Source organism: Streptomyces sp. NPDC057617, from assembly GCF_042800555.1.
In the GTDB taxonomy this organism is placed as follows: Bacteria; Actinomycetota; Actinomycetes; order Streptomycetales; family Streptomycetaceae; genus Streptomyces.
This window is the reverse complement of record NZ_JBHVGV010000009.1, coordinates 1-20200: the sequence shown is the minus strand read 5'-3', so window position 1 is coordinate 20200 and position 20200 is coordinate 1. Positions and strand designations below refer to the sequence as shown.

The window sequence follows — 20200 nt, the reverse complement described above, 5'->3', positions numbered from 1 at the left end:
GCTCGTACTACGAGCAACTACCGCGGCAGCAACTACCGCAGCACTACAGCGCCGGGTACGCGTTCCTCATCAGCTCCTGGAACTGCGCGGAGAACCAGTCGCCGGAGAGCGGCGAGTTGGGCAGCGCGCCCGACATGTTGTTGTTGTTCCGCGGGTTGCCGGTGTACGTCGGGTCGCACATCCGGTCGAAGCCCTTGCCCTGGTCGTTCGGGATCTCCTTGCTCGCGCCGTCGGACTCGCCCGGGGGCTTCATCCAGACGTACGCGTCGATCCCGGCCGCGGGCGCCGCCTTCGGCCGCTCACCGAGGCCGGCACCGGACTGGTTGCACCAGTTGCCCAGGTGGATCCTGCGGTCGTACCGCCCGCCGTCCACATAGGTGTCCACACTGGTCTGCGCGCCGGGCCCGGAAGGCCTGGCCGTACCGCCCCAGCCGTTGCGCGAGGTGTCGATCAGCATGCCGACGCCCGAGGGGAAGCCGGCACGGACCGCCTCCTGGCGGAAGGCCTGCGCGAACGACTGCTCGTCGACATAGCGGTTCCAGTCCACCCACTTCGACTCACGGACCGACCTGCCGGCCACATTGTCGTTGATGGTGAAGTTGTTCTCCTTCGTCGCACCGTAGTTGGCGGTGTTGACGATGAAGCCGTGCACCTTGTCGACGGTGCTGCCCTCGGCGGTCGCGGCCTGCTTGAACATCTGTGCCGTGGGGCCGAAGTTGTCGTCCCAGCCGAGCCAGCCGTGGTGGCCCGCGTCCACATAGTTGTAGACGTTGGAGACGGCGCCCAGGTGGTTCAGAGCGTAGCCGACTCCCTTGACATAGTTGCCGTTCGCCTTCATCACATCGCACTGCGGAGTGGCGGTCGGCCGAGGTGTGACATTGGTGACCAGGTTGGGCAGCGAGTCGATCTCGACGGTCGTCACGATCCGCAGACTCGCGTACTTGCTGTCCCCGAGGATGGCGGCGATCGGGTCGATGTACTGCGTCTTGTAGCGGTCGATCTCCGTCGGGCCGAGCTCTCCGTTGGAGGCGAGCGCGGAACAGTCACGGCCCGGCAGGTTGTAGATCACGAGCTGGACCACGAGCGGATTGCCCGCGGCCTGGCGGAGCGCCTCGTCGAGGTGGTCGCGCAGGCCCATGCCGTTGCCGACGCCCTCGATGGCCGCGATCCGGTCCAGCCAGACACCGGTGGGCTGGTTGGAGACCCTGCTGCCGCCCGGCTCGGCGGCCGCCTTGGCGGACCACTCCGGGTTCACATACACACCGGCGCCCGCGTACGGGTTGTCGACCTTGGAGCCGGCCGGCGGCGGGTCGGTCGGCGGGTCCGTGGGCGGGTCGGTGGGCGGCGGGTCCGAGGGGTCGCCACCGCCCGGTGTGTTGCAGGTGACACCGTTGAGCTTGAAGGACGTCGGTACGGCGTTGGTGCCGGTCGCCGAGGCGTTGAAGCCGAAGGACGCCGAAGCGCCGGTGGCCAGAGCGCCGTTCCAGGCGGCGTTGGAGGCGGAGACCGCCGCGCCCGTCTGGGTGATGGTCGAGTTCCAGCCCTGGGTCACCTTCTGGTTGCCGGCGAAATTCCACTCCAGCTTCCAGGAACTGAGCGCGTCACCGGTGTTGGTCACACTGACATTGGCGGTGAAGCCGCTGTCCCAGGAGGTCTGGACGGTGTACGCGACGGTGCAGCCGGCCGCCGCCGCGGAGGCGGGCCCTTCCAGTACGGTCGCGGTGCCCGCCGCGGCGGCCAGCAAGGCGCTCGCGGCGACCAGCGCCGTACGGGCGCGGCGCGGTGGAGAGGTGGTGCGGCTCATGAGAGTCCCTTCAGATGGTCACGGAGTCCCACGCCGAAATTGGTCGGCGTGCCGTTGTAATCGCTGATCAGAGCGGGTCCTGAGGAGCAGTCCCAGGTGTTCCAGGTCCACCCCAGATAGGAGGCGCCACGGCCGTCGAGCCAGGCCATGACCCGGTCGAGATAGCCGTGTGAGCAGGTGTTCTCGCCGATCTCGCCCGCCACGAACGGCACTTGGGCCGCTACCGGGGCGAGCTGTTCGTTCCAGCAGCTCTCGTTGGCGCAGACATTGAAGTTGTACGAGTGCCAGGCGGCGGCGACATTGGACACCGGGTCCGCCGGCCGGTATTTCAGCCACTGGCGCAGGTCGTTGGCGTACGCGACGCCGGGGATCAGCACCAGATTCCGGGCGCCGGTGGCCCGTACCGCGTCGAGCAGCGACTGCATGCCCGCCACCGGGAAGTCGATCCCGGGACAGTTTCCGCCGTCGCGCCAGCAGGTCCACGCGGCGTCGGTGTTGCTGGTGGCGCGGTCCGGGAACGGCTCGTTGAACAGGTCAAAGACCACCGCCTCGTCGTCCTTGAAGGTCTGGGCGACCGAGGTCCAGAACGCCGGTGTGTACTGGGCGTCGGGCATCGGCTTCTGGCAGGTGGCGTACTCGGTGTCAGGGCAGTGGTTGTCATTGCCCGTGTATCTGCCGTGGGACCAGTGCAGTTCGAGGACGGGCGTGATGCCCTGCGCCTCCAGCCGGGTCACGTACTGCTCGACGGCCCGGATGTAATTCGCCCCGGCGTAGGCCGCGTTGATGTGCGGCAGCCCGAGCCAGCACTCCTCGTTCAGCGGTATCCGTACGGTGTTGACCTCCCAGTCCGCGATGGCTCGCACCGAGGCGTCGTCGACCGGGCCGTCGAAGATGCCCCGGCCCTGGACGCACATGAACTCGCCCCCGGAGCGGTTGACACCGAGCATGCGCCGGACCGTTCCGTTCTCGTCCACCAGCCTGTTGCCCGAGGCGCGCAGCTTCGGCGGCGTGTCTCCGGGGCCGGGCGGCGGATCGGTGGGATCGCCGGGACCCGGATCTCCTTCGCACGGAGTCCCGTTGACCCGGAACGCGGTGGGCGGGGGATTGGACCCCGACCAGGACGCGACGAACCCCGCGCTGACCGAGCCGCCGGCCGGGATCGTGCCGTTCCAGCTCTCGTTCACGGCGGTCACGGTCGTACCGGACTGCGACCACTTGCCGTTCCACCCCTGGGTCACCTTCTGGTTCCCCGGGAAGTCGAAGGCAAGAGTCCAGTTGCTGACCGGACCCCCGTGATTGGTCAGCGTGACGCCGCCCTGGAAGCCGGAGTCCCACTGACCGGTGACGCTGTACTCGACGGTGCAGGCGGCCGCGGTTCCCGACGCGGCCGCCGGCCGGACAAGGGTGGTGCCCGCCACGGCCAGGGCCACGGCGCAGAGCAGCGCGCCGAGGCGCGGTGGTGCTCGCATGGAGCGACTCCTCGGTCCGGTACGCCGCCTGACACGGCGTATGACTGATGGAAGCGCTCCCACTGGTTGCGTTTGACGGTAGCGCCGAAGTGGCGTGAGTCAACACCGCGGTTGACTTCTTTTATCGACGGATCCCCCCGGACGTGCGTCTTGTTCAAACTCTTGACACCTTCGCGGTCCCGCTCGACGCTTGGGAGCGCTCCCACTGGTTCGCACTCCCGCCCCACACCCGCACCGGACCGCGAGGAGGACCACCCCATGCTCGGCTTACGAGGTTCACCGCCAGGCGCGCCACCCCCGCTCGGAAGACGCCGCCGGGCCCGTGGCGCCCGCCGGCTGCTGACCGCGCTGGTGGCGGCCCTGTCCCTGCCGCTCGCGCTGACCGCGGCCAACAGCACCCCCGCGCACGCCGCAGCGGTCCAGTGCGGTGTCGACTACAAGACCAATGACTGGGGTTCCGGCTTCACGGCCGATCTCACCATCACCAACCGCGGTACGGACCCGATCGACGGCTGGACGCTGACCTACGCGTACACCGGCAACCAGACGCTCTCCAACGGCTGGAACGGCACCTGGGCCCAGTCCGGCAAGAACGTCACCGTCACCAACGCCGGTCACAACGGCCGCATCGCGCCCGGCGCGGCGGCCACCGCGGGCGCCAACTTCAGCTACAGCGGCACCAATACGGCGCCCACCGTCTTCGCCGTCAACGGTGTGACCTGCACCGGCGCGCACCAGCCGCCCATCGCCGTGCTGACCAGCCCGGCCCCCGGCGCGCTCTTCACCGCGGGCGGCACCATCCCGATGGCCGCCACCGCGGCCGCCGCCGACGGCGCGGGCATCACCAAGGTCGAGTTCTACAGCGACACGACCCTGCTCGGCACCGACACCACCTCGCCCTACACCTTCAACTACACCAATGTGCCCGCCGGTGATCTCTCGCTGTACGCCAAGGCCTATGACGGTCTCGGCGCCGCGGCCGAGTCCACCCCGGTCGGGGTACGGGTCGCCGCCGGCCCCTCCCTCGTCGCGAGCCCCACACAGCTCGGGGTACGGCAGGGCGCGACCGGCACCTTCGGGGTGAAGCTCTCCGCCCGGCCGACGGCCGATGTGCGGGTGACCGTGGCCCGTACCGCGGGCAACACCGGCCTCACCGTCACCGCGGGTTCGAGCCTCACCTTCACCCCCGCCAACTGGGACACCGCCCAGCAGGTGACCGTCGCCGCCGCGGCCACCGGCACCGGCGCCGCCACCTTCACCGCGAGCGCGACCGGCCAGGCCAAGGCCGAGGTCACCGTCACCCAGCTCGCGGCCACCTCCGGCTACGACGCCCGCTTCCTGGAGTTGTACGGCAAGATCACCGATCCGGCCGCCGGCTACTTCTCGCCCGAGGGCATCCCGTACCACTCGGTGGAGACCCTGATCGTCGAGGCGCCCGACCACGGGCACGAGACGACCTCGGAGGCGTACAGCTATCTCATCTGGCTCCAGGCCATGTACGGCAAGGTCACCGGCGACTGGAGCAAGTTCAACGGCGCCTGGGACACCATGGAGCGCTACATGATCCCCACCCACGCCGACCAGTCCACCAACAGCTTCTACACCGCCTCCAAGCCCGCCACCTACGCGCCCGAGTGGGACCTGCCCTCGCAGTACCCCTCGCAGCTCAACGGCGGTGTCCCGGTGGGGAGCGATCCCATCGCGGGCGAGCTGAAGAGCGCCTACGGCACCGACGACATCTACGGCATGCACTGGATCCAGGACGTGGACAACGTCTACGGATACGGCAACGCGCCCGGCAAGTGCGAGGCGGGACCGGCCGACCAGGGCCCCTCGTACATCAACACCTTCCAGCGCGGGCCGCAGGAGTCCGTCTGGGAGACGGTGCCCCAGCCGACCTGTGACGCCTTCAAGTACGGCGGCAAGAACGGCTATCTCGACCTGTTCACCGGTGACGCCTCCTATGCCAAGCAGTGGAAGTTCACCAACGCGCCCGACGCCGACGCCCGTGCTGTCCAGGCCGCCTACTGGGCCTCGGAGTGGGCGAAGGAGCAGGGCAAGGGCGGCGAGGTCGCGGCCAATGTCGCCAAGGCCGCGAAGATGGGCGACTATCTCCGCTACGCCATGTACGACAAGTACTTCAAGCGGGTCGGCAACTGCGCGGGCGAGACCGCCTGCCCGGCCGGCAGCGGCAAGAACAGCTCGCACTATCTGCTCTCCTGGTACTACGCCTGGGGCGGCGCCACCGACACCTCGGCGGGCTGGTCCTGGCGCATCGGCTCCAGCTTCGCCCACGGCGGTTACCAGAACCCGATGGCCGCATGGGCGCTCAGCTCGTACCCGGACCTGAAGCCCAAGTCGGCCACCGGCCAGCAGGACTGGAGCACCAGCCTCAAGCGGCAGGTCGAGTTCTACCGCTGGCTCCAGTCGTCCGAGGGCGCCATCGCGGGCGGTGCCACCAACAGCTGGCAGGGGCGGTACGCGCAGCCCCCGGCCGGGACCCCGACGTTCTACGGCATGTACTACGACGAGGCGCCCGTCTACCACGACCCGCCGTCCAACCAGTGGTTCGGCTTCCAGGCGTGGTCCATGGAGCGTGTCGCGGAGTACTACCACCAGACCGGGGACAGCGCCGCCAAGGCGGTGCTGGACAAGTGGGTCGCGTGGGCGCTGTCCGAGACCACCGTCAACCCGGACGGTACGTACCGGATCCCGTCCACCCTCCAGTGGTCCGGCAAGCCCGACACCTGGAACGCCACCACGCCCGGCGCCAACGCCGGTCTGCATGTCACCGTCGCCGACTACACCAACGATGTCGGTGTGGCCGGTGCGTACGCCAAGACCCTCTCGTACTACGCGGCGAGGTCCGGTGACACCGAGGCCAAGGACACGGCCAAGGCGCTGCTCGACGGGATGTGGGACCACCACCAGGACGCCCTGGGCATCGCGGTCCCGGAAACCCGTACCGACTACAGCCGGTTCGACGACCCGGTCTATGTCCCGAGCGGCTGGACCGGCACCATGCCCAACGGCGACACGATCAACTCGGCTTCCACCTTCGAGTCGATCCGGTCCTTCTACGAGAGCGACCCGGCCTGGTCGAAGGTCGAGGCGTATCTGCAGGGCGGGGCCGCGCCGACCTTCACCTACCACCGGTTCTGGGCACAGGCGGACATCGCGCTGGCTCTGGGCGCGTACTCCGATCTCTTCGAGTAGCGCCGACTGTTACGGCCAACTCACAGTGACGGCACGCGGATTGAGGACCCGCGTGCCGGACCGACCGCGGAGGGTCCCGGCTGTCGCCCGCCCGGGGCCCTCCGCTCCCATCTCCCCCGCCACTACGCCCGTTTGGTGTCCGTATGCCGTGCTGAATTGACAACTCAAGGTCAAATCCTGGTATGCGATCTGTTCTTGCGAGTCCGATCGGTGTCACTCTCTGGACGGCTCAGCGCATCGATCATGCGCATGACCACCCCCACACAAGGACCGCCCTTGTGGCGGCCCGGCACTCTTGGAGACTGAGTGAGACTCGTAGCTTCCACTCCTCGCAGGAACACCGCCCGTCTCGTGGCTCTCGCCGCCTCCGCCGCCATGGTGGTCGTCGGCATCCAGTCGGGCACGGCCAGTGCCCGGCCCGACACCTCGCGCGAGCGGGGCGCCACCGCACTGCTGCTCACCCCCGGCCAGCGCGTCGAGGCCATCCAGGCCGCCCAGGCCGACGCGGCGGGCGAAGCCAGGTCCCTCGGGCTCGGCGCTCAGGAGAAGCTGGTCGTCCGCGATGTGATCGAGGACGCCGACGGCACGGTCCACACCCGGTACGAGCGGACCTACGCGGGACTGCCGGTCCTGGGCGGCGATCTGATCGTCCATCAGGCCCCGGCGGGCGAGCGCAGTGTCACCAAGGCCACCACGGCCCGGATAGCCGTGGCCTCCACCGAGGCCGCGGTCACCCAGGCCACCGCCAAGTCCGGTGCCCTGAAGGCCGCTTCGGCGGAGAAGACTGCCAAGGCCGCCGCGGACACCGCGCCCCGCAAGGTGATCTGGGCGGCCACCGGCGCGCCCGTCCTCGCCTGGGAGACCGTCGTCAAGGGCGTCCAGCCGGACGGCACCCCGAGCGAGCTGCATGTCGTCACCGACGCGGCCACCGGCAAGGAGCTGTCCCGGAACGAGGCCGTTCAGACCGGCACCGGTACGGGCACCTACGGTGGCTCCGTCACGCTCGGCACCACCAAGAGCGGCACCACGTACAACCTCACCGACGGGGCCCGCGGCGGTCACAAGACCTACGACCTGAACCAGGGCACCTCGGGCACCGGCACGCTCTTCACCGACGCCGACGACATCTGGGGCGGGGGCAGGCAGAGCGCCGCCGTCGACGTCCACTACGGCGCCGCGACGACCTGGGACTTCTACAAGAACGTCCTCGGCCGCAACGGCATCAAGAACAACGGCGTCGGCTCGTACTCCCGCGCCCACTACGGCAACAGCTATGTCAACGCCTTCTGGCAGGACAGCTGCTTCTGCATGACCTACGGCGACGGCTCGGGCAACACCCACCCGCTCACCTCGATCGACGTGGCCGCCCACGAGATGAGCCACGGTGTCACCGCCGCCACCGCGGGTCTGGTCTACAGCGGTGAGTCCGGCGGCCTCAACGAGGCGACCTCCGACATCTTCGCCACCGCCGTGGAGTTCTACGCCGCCAACCCGAACGACCCGGGCGACTACCTCATCGGCGAGGAAATCAACATCAACGGCAATGGCACGCCGCTGCGTTACCAGGACCGGCCGAGCAAGGACGGAGCGTCCAAGGACTACTGGTCGTCCACCCTCGGCGGCCTCGACGTCCACTACTCCTCGGGCCCGGCCAACCACTTCTACTACCTGCTCTCCGAGGGCAGCGGCGCCAAGACGATCAACGGCGTGAGCTACAACAGCCCGACGTACGACGGCTCGACGGTGACCGGCATCGGCCGGGACAAGGCCACCAAGATCTGGTACAAGGCGCTCACCACGTACATGACGTCCTCCACCAACTACGCGAAGGCGCGCACCGCGACGCTCAGTGCGGCGGGCGCGCTGTACGGCACGACCAGCGCCGAGTACAAGGCGGTTGGCGCGGCCTGGACGGCCATCAACGTCAAGTGACGCAGCCAGGTTCGGATATGTGAATATCCGTGCATTCCCCGTACTTCCCGGGCGCCGCAGCCGGTCTCTTCCGAGAGGCCGGCTGCGGCGTTCCGCGTACACGGGCCGTTGACGGGCCTTTGGTCCGGACGTCGGTCTCGCCCACGTTCACGGTCCAGGAGCACGGCTGCGGCCAGGCCGACGGGCTGCCCTTCCGGATGACCTTCCACTACTGGCTGCGCGCCTTCCTTGTCCGGCGTCCGCACCCGTCGAGGTCTCGTTGCCGGCGGGCGAGCTGACACCGGAGGACCAGGAGGCCGGCCACGCGTGGCTGTCTCCCCGCAAGGCCCCGGGACGGGCCGCGGCCGGCCATTCCGTACGGGACGGCTCGCCGGCCGCAGCGCCCTCCGGGCTCAAGGCCTAGATCAAGCACGCGAACGGCATCCTCTTCACCCATGGCGCTCGCTCGAACGCGGTACGGCTGACCACCGGCGAGTCCACCGGTCGGCGCGCTCCGGATGAGGGATCGGAGCGGGCGAACTAGGGTCCGAGCATGGCCGGAGACGCAGGGCGGGAGAGCGGAGCCGCGGCGGGTGCGTCCGGCCCGTCCGGCCCGCTCGCCACGGAGGGGGCTCCCGACCCGCGCCGCTGGAAGGCGCTCGCGGTCTGTCTGGTCGCGGGGTTCATGACCCTTCTGGACGTCTCCATCGTCAATGTCGCGCTGCCGTCCATCCGTGAGGGGCTGCGGGCCCCGGTCTCCGACATCCAGTGGGTGCTGTCGGGGTACGCGCTCGCCTTCGGCCTGTTCCTGATCCCGGCGGGGCGGCTCGGCGACGCCCGGGGCCGGCGCCCGGTGTTCATGGTGGGGCTCGCGCTCTTCACCCTGTCGTCCGCGGCCTGCGGAGCGGCCCAGTCCAGCCTCTGGCTGGTGATCGCCCGGCTGGTGCAGGGCTTCGCCGGAGGCACCGTCACCCCGCAGATCTCCGCGCTGATCCAGCAGATGTTCGCGGGCCGGGAACGGGCCAGGGCCTTCGGACTGTTCGGCACGGTGGTCGGTATCTCGATGGCCGTGGGACCGCTGCTGGGCGGCCTGATCATCCAGTTGGCCGGTGCTGACGAGGGCTGGCGGTGGGTCTTCTACGTCAACCTTCCGCTGGGCGTCGTCTGCCTCCTTCTCGCCCGGCGGCTGCTGCCCGACACCCCGTGTGCGGGCCGCGTCAGCCCGCGCGATCTCGACCCGGTCGGGGTGCTGCTCCTGGGCTCCGGTGTGCTGGCCCTGCTGCTGCCGTTCGTCCAGTCGCAGGAGTGGCACGGCAACGAGAAATGGCTGCTGCTGCTCGTGGCGGCGGCGGTGCTGACCGGCTTTGTGAAATGGGAGTCCCGCTGCCGGTCCGGCACCACCCAGCCGGTGCTGAACATGTCGCTCTTCCACGTCCGCTCGTTCTGGCTGGGGTGCCTGCTGATCCTGCTCTACTTCGGCGGGTTCACCGCGATCTTCTTCATCACCACGCTCTATCTGCAGAGCGGACTCCACTACAGCGCCCTGGAGGCCGGGCTCGCCATCACCCCGTTCGCCGTCGGCTCCGGCGGTGCGGCCGGGATCGGCGGCCGGCTGGTGAACCGCTTCGGACGCCCGCTGGTCGTGATCGGGCTGGTCATGGTGACGATCGGTCTCGCGGCCACCGCGCTCGCCGTCCATCTGGTGCCGGGGCACGCCGCGGGCTGGGCGATGGCGGCGCCGCTGCTCCTGGCCGGTCTGGGCAGTGGCCTTGTCATCACGCCCAACCAGACACTGACCCTCGCCGAGGTGCCGGTGCCCATGGCGGGCAGCGCGGGCGGCACTCTCCAGACGGGCCAGCGCGTGGGCTCCGCGATCGGCATCGCGGCGGTGGGCTCGGTGTTCTTCGCACAGGTGGGGCCGGAGGGCTGGCCCACGGCGTACGACCACGGCCTGGTGGTGTCGGTGGCGTTCGTACTGGCGGCGCTGGTGGTGGCCGTGGCGGATGTGATCGCGGGCCACCGGGCGGGTCATCGGAAAACGAGTCCGCCCGGCACCTGAGGACATACCAGGTCACGGTCCGGGTGCCGGCGGGCGCCGCTGGAGATGGAGCCCGACGGCGGCCGTCAGCACCATCACGCAGGCCGTGAACGCCAGCCCCGCCGTGCGCAGCCCCAGCCAGAGCGTCAGCGCCCCGACGCCCACCACCGGCAGCGAGATCCCCGCGTACGCGACGACGAAGAAGGCCGAGATCGTACCGCCCCGGTGCTCCGGCGGCGCCGCCCCGCCGACCGCGGCCATCCCGGCGCGGAACGCCAGCCCCTGGCCGAAGCCCCCGCACACCGCGCCCGCCACGAGCAGCGGCAGCGACTCCACCGCCAGGGACGCGCCCACCAGCAGCAGCCCGATCACCAGAATGTGACAGCCGCCCGGCAGCGCCCTCCGTACCCCCACCCGCCCGAGCAGCGCCTGTCCGGCCGTGGACGCCAGGAACACCGAGAAGACCACCGCGCCCGACAGGGCCAGATCGTGGATCCCGAGCGTCCTGGAGAGAAAGCTCGGCGCCACCGCGGTGAACAGCCCCAGCAGCGCGAACCCCGCGAACGCGGCCAGCGCGGACGGCGCGAACACCCCGCGCACCCGCGGCGGCACCGACAGCCCCTGCGGTCTCGGCCGCGGCCACCGCTTCGGGTGCCGTACGGTCTCCGGCAGCAGCCAGGTCAGTACGCACGCCACCCCCACCAGCGTCAGATGCACCAGAAACGGCAGCCGCAGCGGCCAGGGCGCGTACTGGGCCAGCACACCGGACAGCAGCGGCCCGCAGCCCAGACCGCCCATGTTCGCCGCGGTGGCCGCGAGCCCCGCCCGGGCCTCCCGCCCCGGCGGCGCCAGCTCCAGCACCGTGGCCGTGGCGGTCCCGCTGAACAGCCCGGCGGCGAAGCCCGACAGCAGCCGCCCGGTGAACAGCAGCGGCAGACCGCCCTCGAAGAGAAAGCACAGGGCACTGGCGGCGGAGAACCCCAGAGCGATCAGCAGTACGGGCCGCCGCCCCGCCTCGTCGGAGTAGTTGCCCGCCAGCAGCAGGACGGCGATCACCCCGATGGCGTACACCGCGAACACCAGCGTGACCGTCAGCTCGGAGAAGCCGAGTTCCTCCTGGTAGAGCCCGTACAGCGGGGTGGGCAGGGTCGTACCGGTCATACCGATGGCGAACACCGCGGCGGCGGCCGGATATCCGGGGCGCCGGCTCCCGCCCGTGCGAATGATCATGCAAGCCACCGTACGAGCCGGGCGCCGCGCGTGCCGTGCCCGCGATCGCCGCGTACCGCCCCGTGCGGCCATTCGCCGGACGGCGCCGCCGCCGACCCGGCGTCCGCGTTACGGGCCCTGAGTGCAGTTACGGGGCCGCCATCCCACGCTGCCCGCCCCGCGTGTCAGATCGGCGGGCAGACTGACATCCGGCTGGGGGACCTCCCCGAAGTCCTCGTCCGCGCTGTCCACCCGGAGCCGGTTGATGACCGCCTCCAGCGGAGCCGGCAGCGTGGGATGGCGGCCCCGGTGGCACTGGCTCAGCAGATCGTGCCTGACCGTCTCCGGCAGCAGCGAGGAGAGCGTCGGCGCGGTCTTCGCCCGGCCCGGCCGGGGCAGCCGGCGCGACTGACCGCGCCAGTAGGCCGCGTCCCTGAACTCGGCGCGCTGCTGATGGGCGAGGAAGAGACAGAAGGCAGCGGTCCTGTTGCCGCCGCCGGCCGCGAACTGCCACCAGAACTGCGCCGCGTCCTGATGTCCCGTCAGATGCAGCAGGGCGGCGAAGACGACCGCGCCCTCCGGGTCGATGCTGTCGTGGTCGACGAGCCGCGTCAGACTGGCCGCCGCCTCAGGGGCGTTGAGGATCAGGGCCACGGCGAGATTGAGATCCTGGGCCGCCTGCTCATGGGCGGACGGGCGGCGCGGGGGCGCCATGCCCGTACCCGCGGTTGTACTCGCAGCCGCACCCGCGGCCGTACTCGCGGTGCAAGAAGGTTTCTCCGGCGGGCGGCGGGCGGCAACCCGTCCGCGGGCCGCTTCCGTGTCGTAGTCGTCGTAGGTGTCGGCGAGAACTTCCGCGTTCTCCAGCAGCACCTCGACGGATGCGGAGGGGGGTTCATTGGTACGGCGCACGGGCGTCTACTCTTCCGTCTCGGTCTCTCGTAAGTCGAGTATCTTGGCCAGCCGCCGTCTGGCGTGCCGTATGTGAGAACGGACCGTGGCGACTTCGATGCCCATGTACTCTGCGACCTCCTCGTCCGGGACCTGAAGGACATAGCGCAGCACAATGACGTCGTACTGCCGCTCGGGAAGCCGGGAGATCGCCCCGTACAGGCCCATCTCCCCTTGCAGCACCGCGAATTGATCGAGCGTCTCGTTCAGGAAGAGCTTGCGGACCGCCGCCTGGAACGCGGCCGTGCCGACCAGGGCGGGCTGAGCGCCATGATCGTCCAGCCACCATGCCACCTCCTCCTTCAGGACCGCCCAGGCGTACCGGGACACCGACGCCTGAGAAAGTACATGCTGCCAGTGCTCCAGCAGCCGCGCACAAGCGGCGTCCACCACCTCCTCGGCGGCGGCCCTGCTGCCGACCTGGCTGTGGGCGTAGCGCAGCCAGAGCGTGTGGTGGTGCGAATCGAAAGCGTCGAATGTCAACTCCAGCCGCCGTTGCGGCCGGTGAGGGGTTTGCAGATCGACGTGCACGGACGCCCCGTTCCCTGGGCGCCGCGCCGCTCCAGGGCAGAGGGCGTCGGCGCGAGAGGTGTGGTCCTCTCTCACTGGTCAGCCAACCGGAAGAGTGCCCTCACCGTGCAGAGCACCTCTGGGGCTTTTCGCTGATAGTCATCATATGATTACTCGGCCTCGTAGGTGGATCAGTTCGGCCATTTAGTTTCTCCTCTCCCACCCGGCCCACCCGTAACCGGAGTTGGCGCATCTCGTACGGTTGTCCGTATCGAGTGGTGGGGAGTCAGGGACTGTCGGTACGCGACGGAACCCGACGACGGAACCAACGACGGAAACCAACAGTAACGATGCCAGGGGGAGACACGGTGGGGGACAACGGCGCGGTGGATCTGGAGCTGGACCGGGCGCACTCGGCGCGCATGTACGACTATTACCTGGGCGGTACGACCAACTTCCCCGCCGACCGCGAGGCCGCGGCCCGTGCCATGACGGCCTTCCCCTCGATCCTGGCGACGGCCCGGATAAACCGCCGCTTCATGCACCGTTCCGTACGGTTCCTCGCCAGGAACGGCATGCGCCAGTTCCTCGACATCGGTACGGGCATCCCCACCTCGCCGAACCTCCATGAGGTCGCGCAGGGCGAGGACCCGACCTCCCATGTCGTCTACACGGACAACGATCCGATCGTGCTGGCCCATGCCCGTGCCCTGCTGCACAGCCATCCCGCCGGGCGCACGGCGTATGTGCACGGCGATGTCCGGGCGCCGGAAGCCCTGTTGGCCACCGAGGAGCTGCGCGCGACACTGGACTTCACCCAGCCGATCGCGCTGAGCCTGAACGCGCTGCTCCACTTCGTGACCGACGAGTACGACGCCCATGAGATCGTCGAGTTCCTCAAGGAGGAGCTGCCGTCCGGGAGCACGCTCGCGATCGCCCATGTGACAGCCGAGTGGGACCCCGAGGGCATAGCCCGGCTGACCACCGCGTACCGCGCGTCGGGCACACCGGGACAGGCCCGCACCCGCGAGGAGATCACCCGTTTCTTCAGCGGCTGGGAGCTGCTCGACCCCGGGATCGTCCCCTCGCACGAGTGGCGCCCCGACCCCGAGGACCACGCGGAGACCGTCACCCTCAAGGAAGCGGCCCTCTACGTCGGTGTGGCACGCAAGCCCTGAGGCAGGTGGGCAACGGTACGGGCCACGGCAGGCGTAGGCACGTACGGGCGGGATGAGCGGCCGGTGCTCGGGGCGGAGCACCGGCCGCTCTGTCCGCCGCCCGGCTATGCGGCGGTCGGTGAGCCGGCCGCGGGGCCGACCAGTTCGTCGAGGACGTCCTCCATGGTGACAAAGCCGATGACGGTCTTCTTGTCACCGGTGACGGCCGCGAGATGGGTCCCGGCGGCGCGCATGGCGGTCATGGTGTCGTCCAGCGGGGTGTCGATCTCGACCCTGATCACCGTGTGCAGCGCGGCACGCGGAAAGGGCCGGGTGCGGTCGGCGGCACCGAGCGCGTCCTTGATGTGCAGATAGCCGAGGATCGTGTCGTCGGGCCCGGTGACCGGCAGCCGGGAGAAGCCCGACGCCGCGGCGGCACGCTCCAGTTCACGCGGAGTGATCCGGTGGTCGACGGTGACCGTCCTGCTCAGCGGGACCATCACCTCGCCCGCCGGGCGCGTGCCCAGCTCCAGGGCGTCCCGCAGCCGCTCCCCGTCCGCCGGGTCCAGCAGCCCCGCGGCGCTGGAGTCCTTGACCAGCCGGACGAGTTCGTCGTCGGTGAAGACCGAGCCGATCTCGTCCTTGGGCTCGACCTTCAGCAGCCGCAGGATGGCGTTGGCGAACGCGTTGATCCCGAAGATCACCGGCCGCAGCGCCCGGGTCAGCGCCACCAGCACGGGACCCAGCGCCAGCGCGGTCGGCGCGGGCGCGGCCAGCGCGATGTTCTTCGGCACCATCTCGCCGATCAGCATGTGCAGATACGTCGCCAGGGTCAGCGCGATCACGAACGCGATCGGATGGATCAGTGCCTCCGGCACCCCGGCCGCCTCGAACGGCGGCTCCAGCAGATGCGCGATCGCCGGCTCCGCGACCGCGCCCAGCACCAGCGAGGAGATGGTGATACCGAGCTGCGCGGTGGCCATGGCCGCCGACAGATGCTCCAGACCCCACAGGGTGCTCCTGGCGCGGCGGCTGCCCTTGACCGCCAGGGGCTCGATCTGGCTGCGCCGTACGGAGATGAGCGCGAACTCGGCACCGACGAAGAACGCGTTGGTGAACAGGGTGAGCACGCCGATCGCGAGCTGGAGGGCGGTCATCGGGCGTCTCCTGTCAGCTCGGCGGCCGGGGCGGGCGCGGTGATCAGCACCCGGTCGGCGCGCCGGTGCTCGACGCGCAGCACGGCGAACCGCCAGCCGCCGACCTCCACCGTGTCCGAGACCACAGGCAGCCGCTCCAGTCGGGTCGCGAGCAGGCCCGCGAGCGTTTCATAGGGGCCTTCGGGCGCGCTGAGACCTATCTCTTCGAGCTGGTCGAGCCGTACACCGCCGTCCGCCTCCCAGACCCGGCGCCCGTCCGCGGACGGCTCACCGGGCACCAGGTCGGGGGTCTCGTCCGGGTCGTGCTCGTCCCGTACCTCGCCGACGACCTCCTCGACGATGTCCTCCACCGTCGCGACCCCGGCCGTGCCGCCGTACTCGTCGATGACCACGGCCATCGTCCGCGCCTTCCGCAGCCGCCGCAGCAGCCGGTCGACGGGGAGCGAGTCGGGTACAAGCAGCGGGTCGGTGGCCAGCTCGGTGACCGGCGTACGGTCGCGCCGGTCCTCGTCCAGCGCGAGGACGTCCCGGATATGGACGGTGCCGATGACCTCGTCCAGGCTGTCGCGGTAGACGGGGAAGCGGGACAGCCCGGTGGCCAGGGTCAGCCTGGCCGCGTCACTCGCGGTGGCATGGGCCTCCAGGGCCCGGACGTCCACACGGGGCGTCATCACGTTCTCCGCGGTCAGCTCCGCGAGATGCAGCGTCCTCACGAACAGCTCGGCGGAGTCCGGCTCTATGGCGCCCTCCCGCGCGGAGTGCCGTACCAGCGCCACCAGTTCCTCGGGGGTACGGGCGGAGGCCAGCTCTTCCGCGGGCTCCAGCCCGAACCGCCGCACGAGCCGGTTCGCGGTGTTGTTGAGATGCCGGATCAGCGGGGCGAAGGCCGCGGTGAAGCAGCGCTGCGGTCCCGCGACCACCTTGGCGACGGTCAGCGGACTGGAGATCGCCCAGTTCTTGGGCACCAGCTCGCCGACCACCATCAGCACCACCGTGGACAGGGCGACCCCGAGCAGGGTGGCGACGGTGGAGACCGCGCCCGACGGCAGGCCCAGGGCCTCCAGCGGACCGCTCAGCAGCACGGCCAGCGACGGTTCCGCGAGCATGCCGATGACCAGTGAGGTCACCGTGATGCCGAGCTGGGCGCCGGAGAGCTGGAAGGTCAGCCGCCTGGCCGCCGCCAGCGCGCCCGCGGCGCCCCGCTCGCCCGCCGCCGCGGCACGCTCCAGCTCGCTCCGCTCCACGGTGGTCAGGGAGAACTCGGCCGCGACGAACACCGCGCAGGCGAAGGTGAGCGCGAGGGCGAGAAGCAGCAGAAGCACTTCGGTCACCGTGCCACCTCCGCCCCGGATCTCGGTGGGACGTCGACGGCACGGCTCGTACTGGGAGGCTCACCCATTGCGGGACCGCGGCTCCTTCTGTGATCAGGTGGTCGGGATATCGAAATGTCGAGATACTGCGGGGTCCGAGATACTGCGAGGTCAAGTGGTCGGGGCGTGGCAGGCAGCCACGAGGCGGTGCGAACACCACTCCCGCTATCGTAAAGGAATCGCAAAGCTGCGCAACGTGATGTCCAGCACCCGCCATCCGTCGGCCCGGCCGGCCGGGCCCGTATCCGTACGGATCCATGGATCACCGGATCGACGGCGGATCATCGGGGGTCCTTGAATTCCGTGCCCACGGTCAGCGTGACCACCCCGGGGACGGCCCCCGCGTCCTCGCGCGTGACGCTGCCCGGCAGCCGCGAGGCCAGCACCTCGGCCTGCGCCGCCAGCCCCGGCGGATGGACGACCGTGGTCCCGCGGGTGTGCTCCGGCGCGTTGCCGGTCCTGGTGACCGTGAATCCCGCCGTGCCGAGGGTCTCCGCGACCTCCGCGGCCCGCCCCCGGGTGCCGGTGCCGTTGAGGACCTGGACCCGCACGGTGTGGGCGTAGACCGGATCCCGGGAGTCGGCCGTCAGCCGCTCCTTGTCCACCTCCTCGTCCTTCGTCAGGGCGGTGAACAGATCGGCGGCCTGCGGATACTGCCAGACGACATTGGCCCGGTCCGTCGGCACATCGGCCTCGCGCACATAGTTCGGCACGGTCAGAAAGGTCAGCCGCTCGCGTGGGATGTCCTTGATCTCCGAGGCGAGGGCGGAGAGCGGCGCGAGCCCCGCCAGCTCCTTGTCCGTGGTCAGCGACCGGGTGGCGGAGTCCAGGAACCCGTACAGCGCGCCCGGGCTGGTGAGCTTCGATCGCGCCTTGTCGGCCAGCGCCTCCATGAACTCCTGCTGCCGTCCGATACGCCCCAGGTCGGAGCTGTCCCCGACGCTGTAGCGCGTCCGTACGTACCCCAGGGCCTTCTCGTCCCTGACGGTCTGGCAGCCGGCGGCCAGATCCAGATGAGCCTTTGTGTCATGGATCGGCGCCTCGGGGCAGACCTCTATCCCGTCCAGCGCGTTGACCATGCCCTTGAAGCCCTGGAAGTCGACCGACATGAAGTGGTCGATCCGCAGCCCGGTGTTCCGCTCCACGGTCTTGACGGTGCAGGCGGCCGCGCCCGCGATCTCCCCGCTCGTACCGCCTATGGCGAAGGCCTCGTTGATCTTGAAGTGGTGCGGTGCGGACCGGCTGCCGTCGCCCCGGTCGCAGGCCGGGATGGTCACCCAGGAGTCCCGGGGGAGCGAGACCACGGTGGCCCATTTCCGGTTGGCGGCCACATGCAGGACCATCAGCGTGTCCGACTGCATGGTGGTGAGGTTCCTGCCGTATGCGGCGTTCGCGCCGGCCCGTGAGTCGGAGCCCACGACCAGGATGTTCTTGGAGCCCGGACTCGAATTGACCGGCCGCCCGCCGCCGACCTTGTTGTCGAAGTCGGCGGAGTGGATGTTGCCGTCGAGATTCCGGTAGATCCAGGTGGCGCCGCCCGCCGCGGCGATCAGCCCGACGGCCAGGGTCCCGCAGGACCAGACGGCTATCCGGCCCCTCCTGGTGAGCCTGGCACGGCCCGGGCGGTCCCCGGCGCCCCGGCCGCCGCCCGCCGGGCCGCGTCGTCCACTGGATTCCCTGCCCACACCGTTCCTCCGTCCCCCGTTCCGGCCCGCCGACGCCATTGCCCGTGCGCCGCCATGCCGGTCATCGCCCTGCGCGATGCGTAGACTCTACTTTCTCTACAAGCGTGTAGAGACGGCCGGGGATGGTTTCTACAGTGCTGTAGATTTACGGGCGTACGGACCGGCCCGTAGCGACCGGCCACCGCAAGCGACCAACACTCCCAGGAGACTTCCCGTGGCCCTGTGGGACCGCATCAAGGATTCCGCCTCGTCGATGCAGGCACAGCTCAACTCCAAGAAGAACGACCTCAAGAGCGGCGCCTTCCGCGACGCGAGCATGGCCATGTGCGCCCTGGTCGCCGCCGCCGACGGCTCGATCGACCCGTCCGAGCGGCAGCGCGTCGCCTCGCTGATCATGACGAACGAGGTCCTCCAGAACTTCCCCGCCGACGACCTCAGGGCGCGGTTCGAGGACTACTGCCAGAAGCTGACGCTCGACTTCGAATTCGGCAAGGTCGGTGTCCTCCAGACCATCGCCAAGGTCGCCAAGAAGCCCACCGAGGCGCGCGCGGTCATCCAGATCGGCATCGTCATCGGCGGCGCCGACGGCGACTTCGACCAGACCGAGCGGGCCGTCGTCCGGGAGGCGTGCTTCGCCGTCGGTATCGCGCCGGAGGAGTTCGACCTCTAGAGAGCGTCGTCAGGCGCTTCGGCGTACGGCCGTGATCCGGGGCGTACGTTCATGAGCCGGGGCGTGCCGGCCCCACACGGCACGCCCCCCGGCGCACCTCGCGGAAGCACGAGGACGACGCTGCCGGGGAACGGCCCGCCCGGTACGTCAGATCTCCTCGGCCTCGATCTCCCGCTGGAGGCGCACATGCGTGCGGTGTTCGTGGTACAGCCGACCCACCAGCGCGCTCCCGTACACCACAAAACCGACCCCGACGAGCCAGGACTGGAGCACCAGCACCGTCCCGAACGGGCCGTACGTGACGGCGTTCGCGGCGATCAGGGGCGAGAACACCAGCTTTGAGAACACCCGCAGACCGAGCAGCCCCAGAGCGGTCGCGATGGCACCGGGGATCAGCGCGCGCCACAGGACGCGGCCGGCCAGCAGAAAACGCTGGGACCACCAGAAGAAGAGGAACGTGCCGACCAGATCGCCCACGGTCGACATCACCGTCTCCAACTTGGACTCCGAGGTCACCCCCGTATTGACGAAGACCAGCAGGAAGAAGACCAGCACCGCGAGCCAGACGACATGGCGCCACATCGTGTGCCAGCGGGCCGTCGGCAGCTCCCAGACCTTCTCGTAACCGATCTGCACCGCGGAGCCGAAGGTGAGACCGAACGCGGCGAGCGCCGCGAGACCGAACGCCGTCGTGCGCTGCAACGCCGTCCCCGGTCTGCCGAACAGCTCCTGGATCTCCCGCTGCGCCGTGGGTGACACCCCGAGCCCCTGCCCCAGCCAGCGGGCGAAGCCCTCGCCGCTCGCCGGATCCGCCGCCGCGACCAGCACCAGCAGGGGCACCAGCGTCAGAAAGCCGAGCGCGGCGAAGCTCATGGCCCGGTGCATCAGCTCCATGCCCCGGCCCCGGTTCCAGGCGAGCGCGGCAGGCGAGGCCAGGAACCTGCCGTACACGCGCTGGAACCGGCGCCGGAACGTGGCCGCGCCGAGACGCTTTCTGGTCATGTGTCGTCTACTACCCCGGAGGGCCGGGCGGCCCGGGCACGGCCCCCGGAT

14 protein-coding genes are annotated in these 20200 nt (G+C 69.9%); 5 read left to right on the top strand and 9 right to left on the bottom strand.

What is annotated here, in order from left to right; all coding sequences use genetic code 11:
• Positions 1-43: 43 nt before the first annotated feature.
• Together ACFU9P_RS22370 and ACFU9P_RS22365 are read right to left on the bottom strand one after the other, a co-directional pair.
• On the bottom strand, positions 44-1804 hold the full coding sequence (locus tag ACFU9P_RS22370; protein ID WP_384083542.1) for a glycoside hydrolase family 6 protein: 1761 nt from the start codon (positions 1802-1804) through the stop codon (positions 44-46).
• On the bottom strand, positions 1801-3273 hold the full coding sequence (locus ACFU9P_RS22365; protein WP_384083539.1) for a cellulose binding domain-containing protein: 1473 nt from the start codon (positions 3271-3273) through the stop codon (positions 1801-1803). The genes ACFU9P_RS22370 and ACFU9P_RS22365 overlap by 4 nt, the downstream gene beginning before the upstream one ends.
• A 258-nt stretch (positions 3274-3531) precedes the next feature.
• Here ACFU9P_RS22365 and ACFU9P_RS22360 point away from each other — a divergent pair, with 258 nt between their 5' ends.
• The 3 genes from ACFU9P_RS22360 to ACFU9P_RS22350 all read left to right on the top strand — a co-directional run bounded on the left by ACFU9P_RS22360 (position 3532) and on the right by ACFU9P_RS22350 (position 10459).
• Positions 3532-6489 (top strand): glycoside hydrolase family 48 protein, encoded by a 2958-nt coding sequence (locus ACFU9P_RS22360; RefSeq protein ID WP_384083537.1) that lies wholly within the window; start codon positions 3532-3534, stop codon positions 6487-6489.
• 306 nt (positions 6490-6795) lie between these two features.
• The gene (locus tag ACFU9P_RS22355; protein WP_376372388.1) at positions 6796-8421 is read left to right on the top strand and encodes a M4 family metallopeptidase; all 1626 of its coding nucleotides are present in this window, start codon (positions 6796-6798) and stop codon (positions 8419-8421) included.
• Between the two features lie 532 nt (positions 8422-8953).
• Positions 8954-10459: an MFS transporter gene (locus ACFU9P_RS22350; protein WP_384083533.1), complete on the top strand. Its 1506-nt coding sequence runs from the start codon at positions 8954-8956 to the stop codon at positions 10457-10459.
• A 12-nt stretch (positions 10460-10471) separates the two neighbouring features.
• Here the strand turns inward: ACFU9P_RS22350 and ACFU9P_RS22345 are convergent, their stop codons facing one another.
• From ACFU9P_RS22345 to ACFU9P_RS22335, 3 genes are all read right to left on the bottom strand, one after another.
• Positions 10472-11668, bottom strand: coding sequence for an MFS transporter (locus ACFU9P_RS22345; protein WP_384083530.1), 1197 nt, complete (start codon positions 11666-11668; stop codon positions 10472-10474).
• Positions 11669-11776: 108 nt separating this feature from the next.
• Positions 11777-12559, bottom strand: a complete 783-nt coding sequence (locus tag ACFU9P_RS22340; protein ID WP_384083527.1) for a hypothetical protein — start codon at positions 12557-12559, stop codon at positions 11777-11779.
• Between the two features lie 6 nt (positions 12560-12565).
• Complete coding sequence (locus tag ACFU9P_RS22335; protein ID WP_376372375.1) at positions 12566-13129, bottom strand: RNA polymerase sigma factor; 564 nt, start codon at positions 13127-13129, stop codon at positions 12566-12568.
• A gap of 329 nt (positions 13130-13458) precedes the next feature.
• Between ACFU9P_RS22335 and ACFU9P_RS22330 the strand changes: the two genes are divergently transcribed.
• Entirely contained in the window at positions 13459-14286 is an 828-nt protein-coding gene (locus tag ACFU9P_RS22330) for an SAM-dependent methyltransferase (RefSeq protein ID WP_376372372.1), read from the top strand.
• A 104-nt stretch (positions 14287-14390) separates the two neighbouring features.
• Here ACFU9P_RS22330 and ACFU9P_RS22325 read toward each other — a convergent pair whose 3' ends face one another.
• From ACFU9P_RS22325 to ACFU9P_RS22315, 3 genes are all read right to left on the bottom strand, one after another.
• The gene (locus tag ACFU9P_RS22325; protein WP_376372370.1) at positions 14391-15422 is read right to left on the bottom strand and encodes a hemolysin family protein; all 1032 of its coding nucleotides are present in this window, start codon (positions 15420-15422) and stop codon (positions 14391-14393) included.
• Positions 15419-16753, bottom strand: coding sequence for a hemolysin family protein (locus tag ACFU9P_RS22320; protein ID WP_376372367.1), 1335 nt, complete (start codon positions 16751-16753; stop codon positions 15419-15421). The genes ACFU9P_RS22325 and ACFU9P_RS22320 overlap by 4 nt, the downstream gene beginning before the upstream one ends.
• A 320-nt stretch (positions 16754-17073) precedes the next feature.
• Positions 17074-18516 (bottom strand): LCP family protein, encoded by a 1443-nt coding sequence (locus ACFU9P_RS22315; RefSeq protein ID WP_384083522.1) that lies wholly within the window; start codon positions 18514-18516, stop codon positions 17074-17076.
• Between the two features lie 175 nt (positions 18517-18691).
• Here ACFU9P_RS22315 and ACFU9P_RS22310 point away from each other — a divergent pair, with 175 nt between their 5' ends.
• Entirely contained in the window at positions 18692-19147 is a 456-nt protein-coding gene (locus tag ACFU9P_RS22310) for a tellurite resistance TerB family protein (RefSeq protein WP_376372361.1), read from the top strand.
• A 147-nt stretch (positions 19148-19294) separates the two neighbouring features.
• Here the strand turns inward: ACFU9P_RS22310 and ACFU9P_RS22305 are convergent, their stop codons facing one another.
• Entirely contained in the window at positions 19295-20149 is an 855-nt protein-coding gene (locus ACFU9P_RS22305; RefSeq protein ID WP_376372358.1) for a YhjD/YihY/BrkB family envelope integrity protein, read from the bottom strand.
• Positions 20150-20200 lie beyond the last annotated feature (51 nt).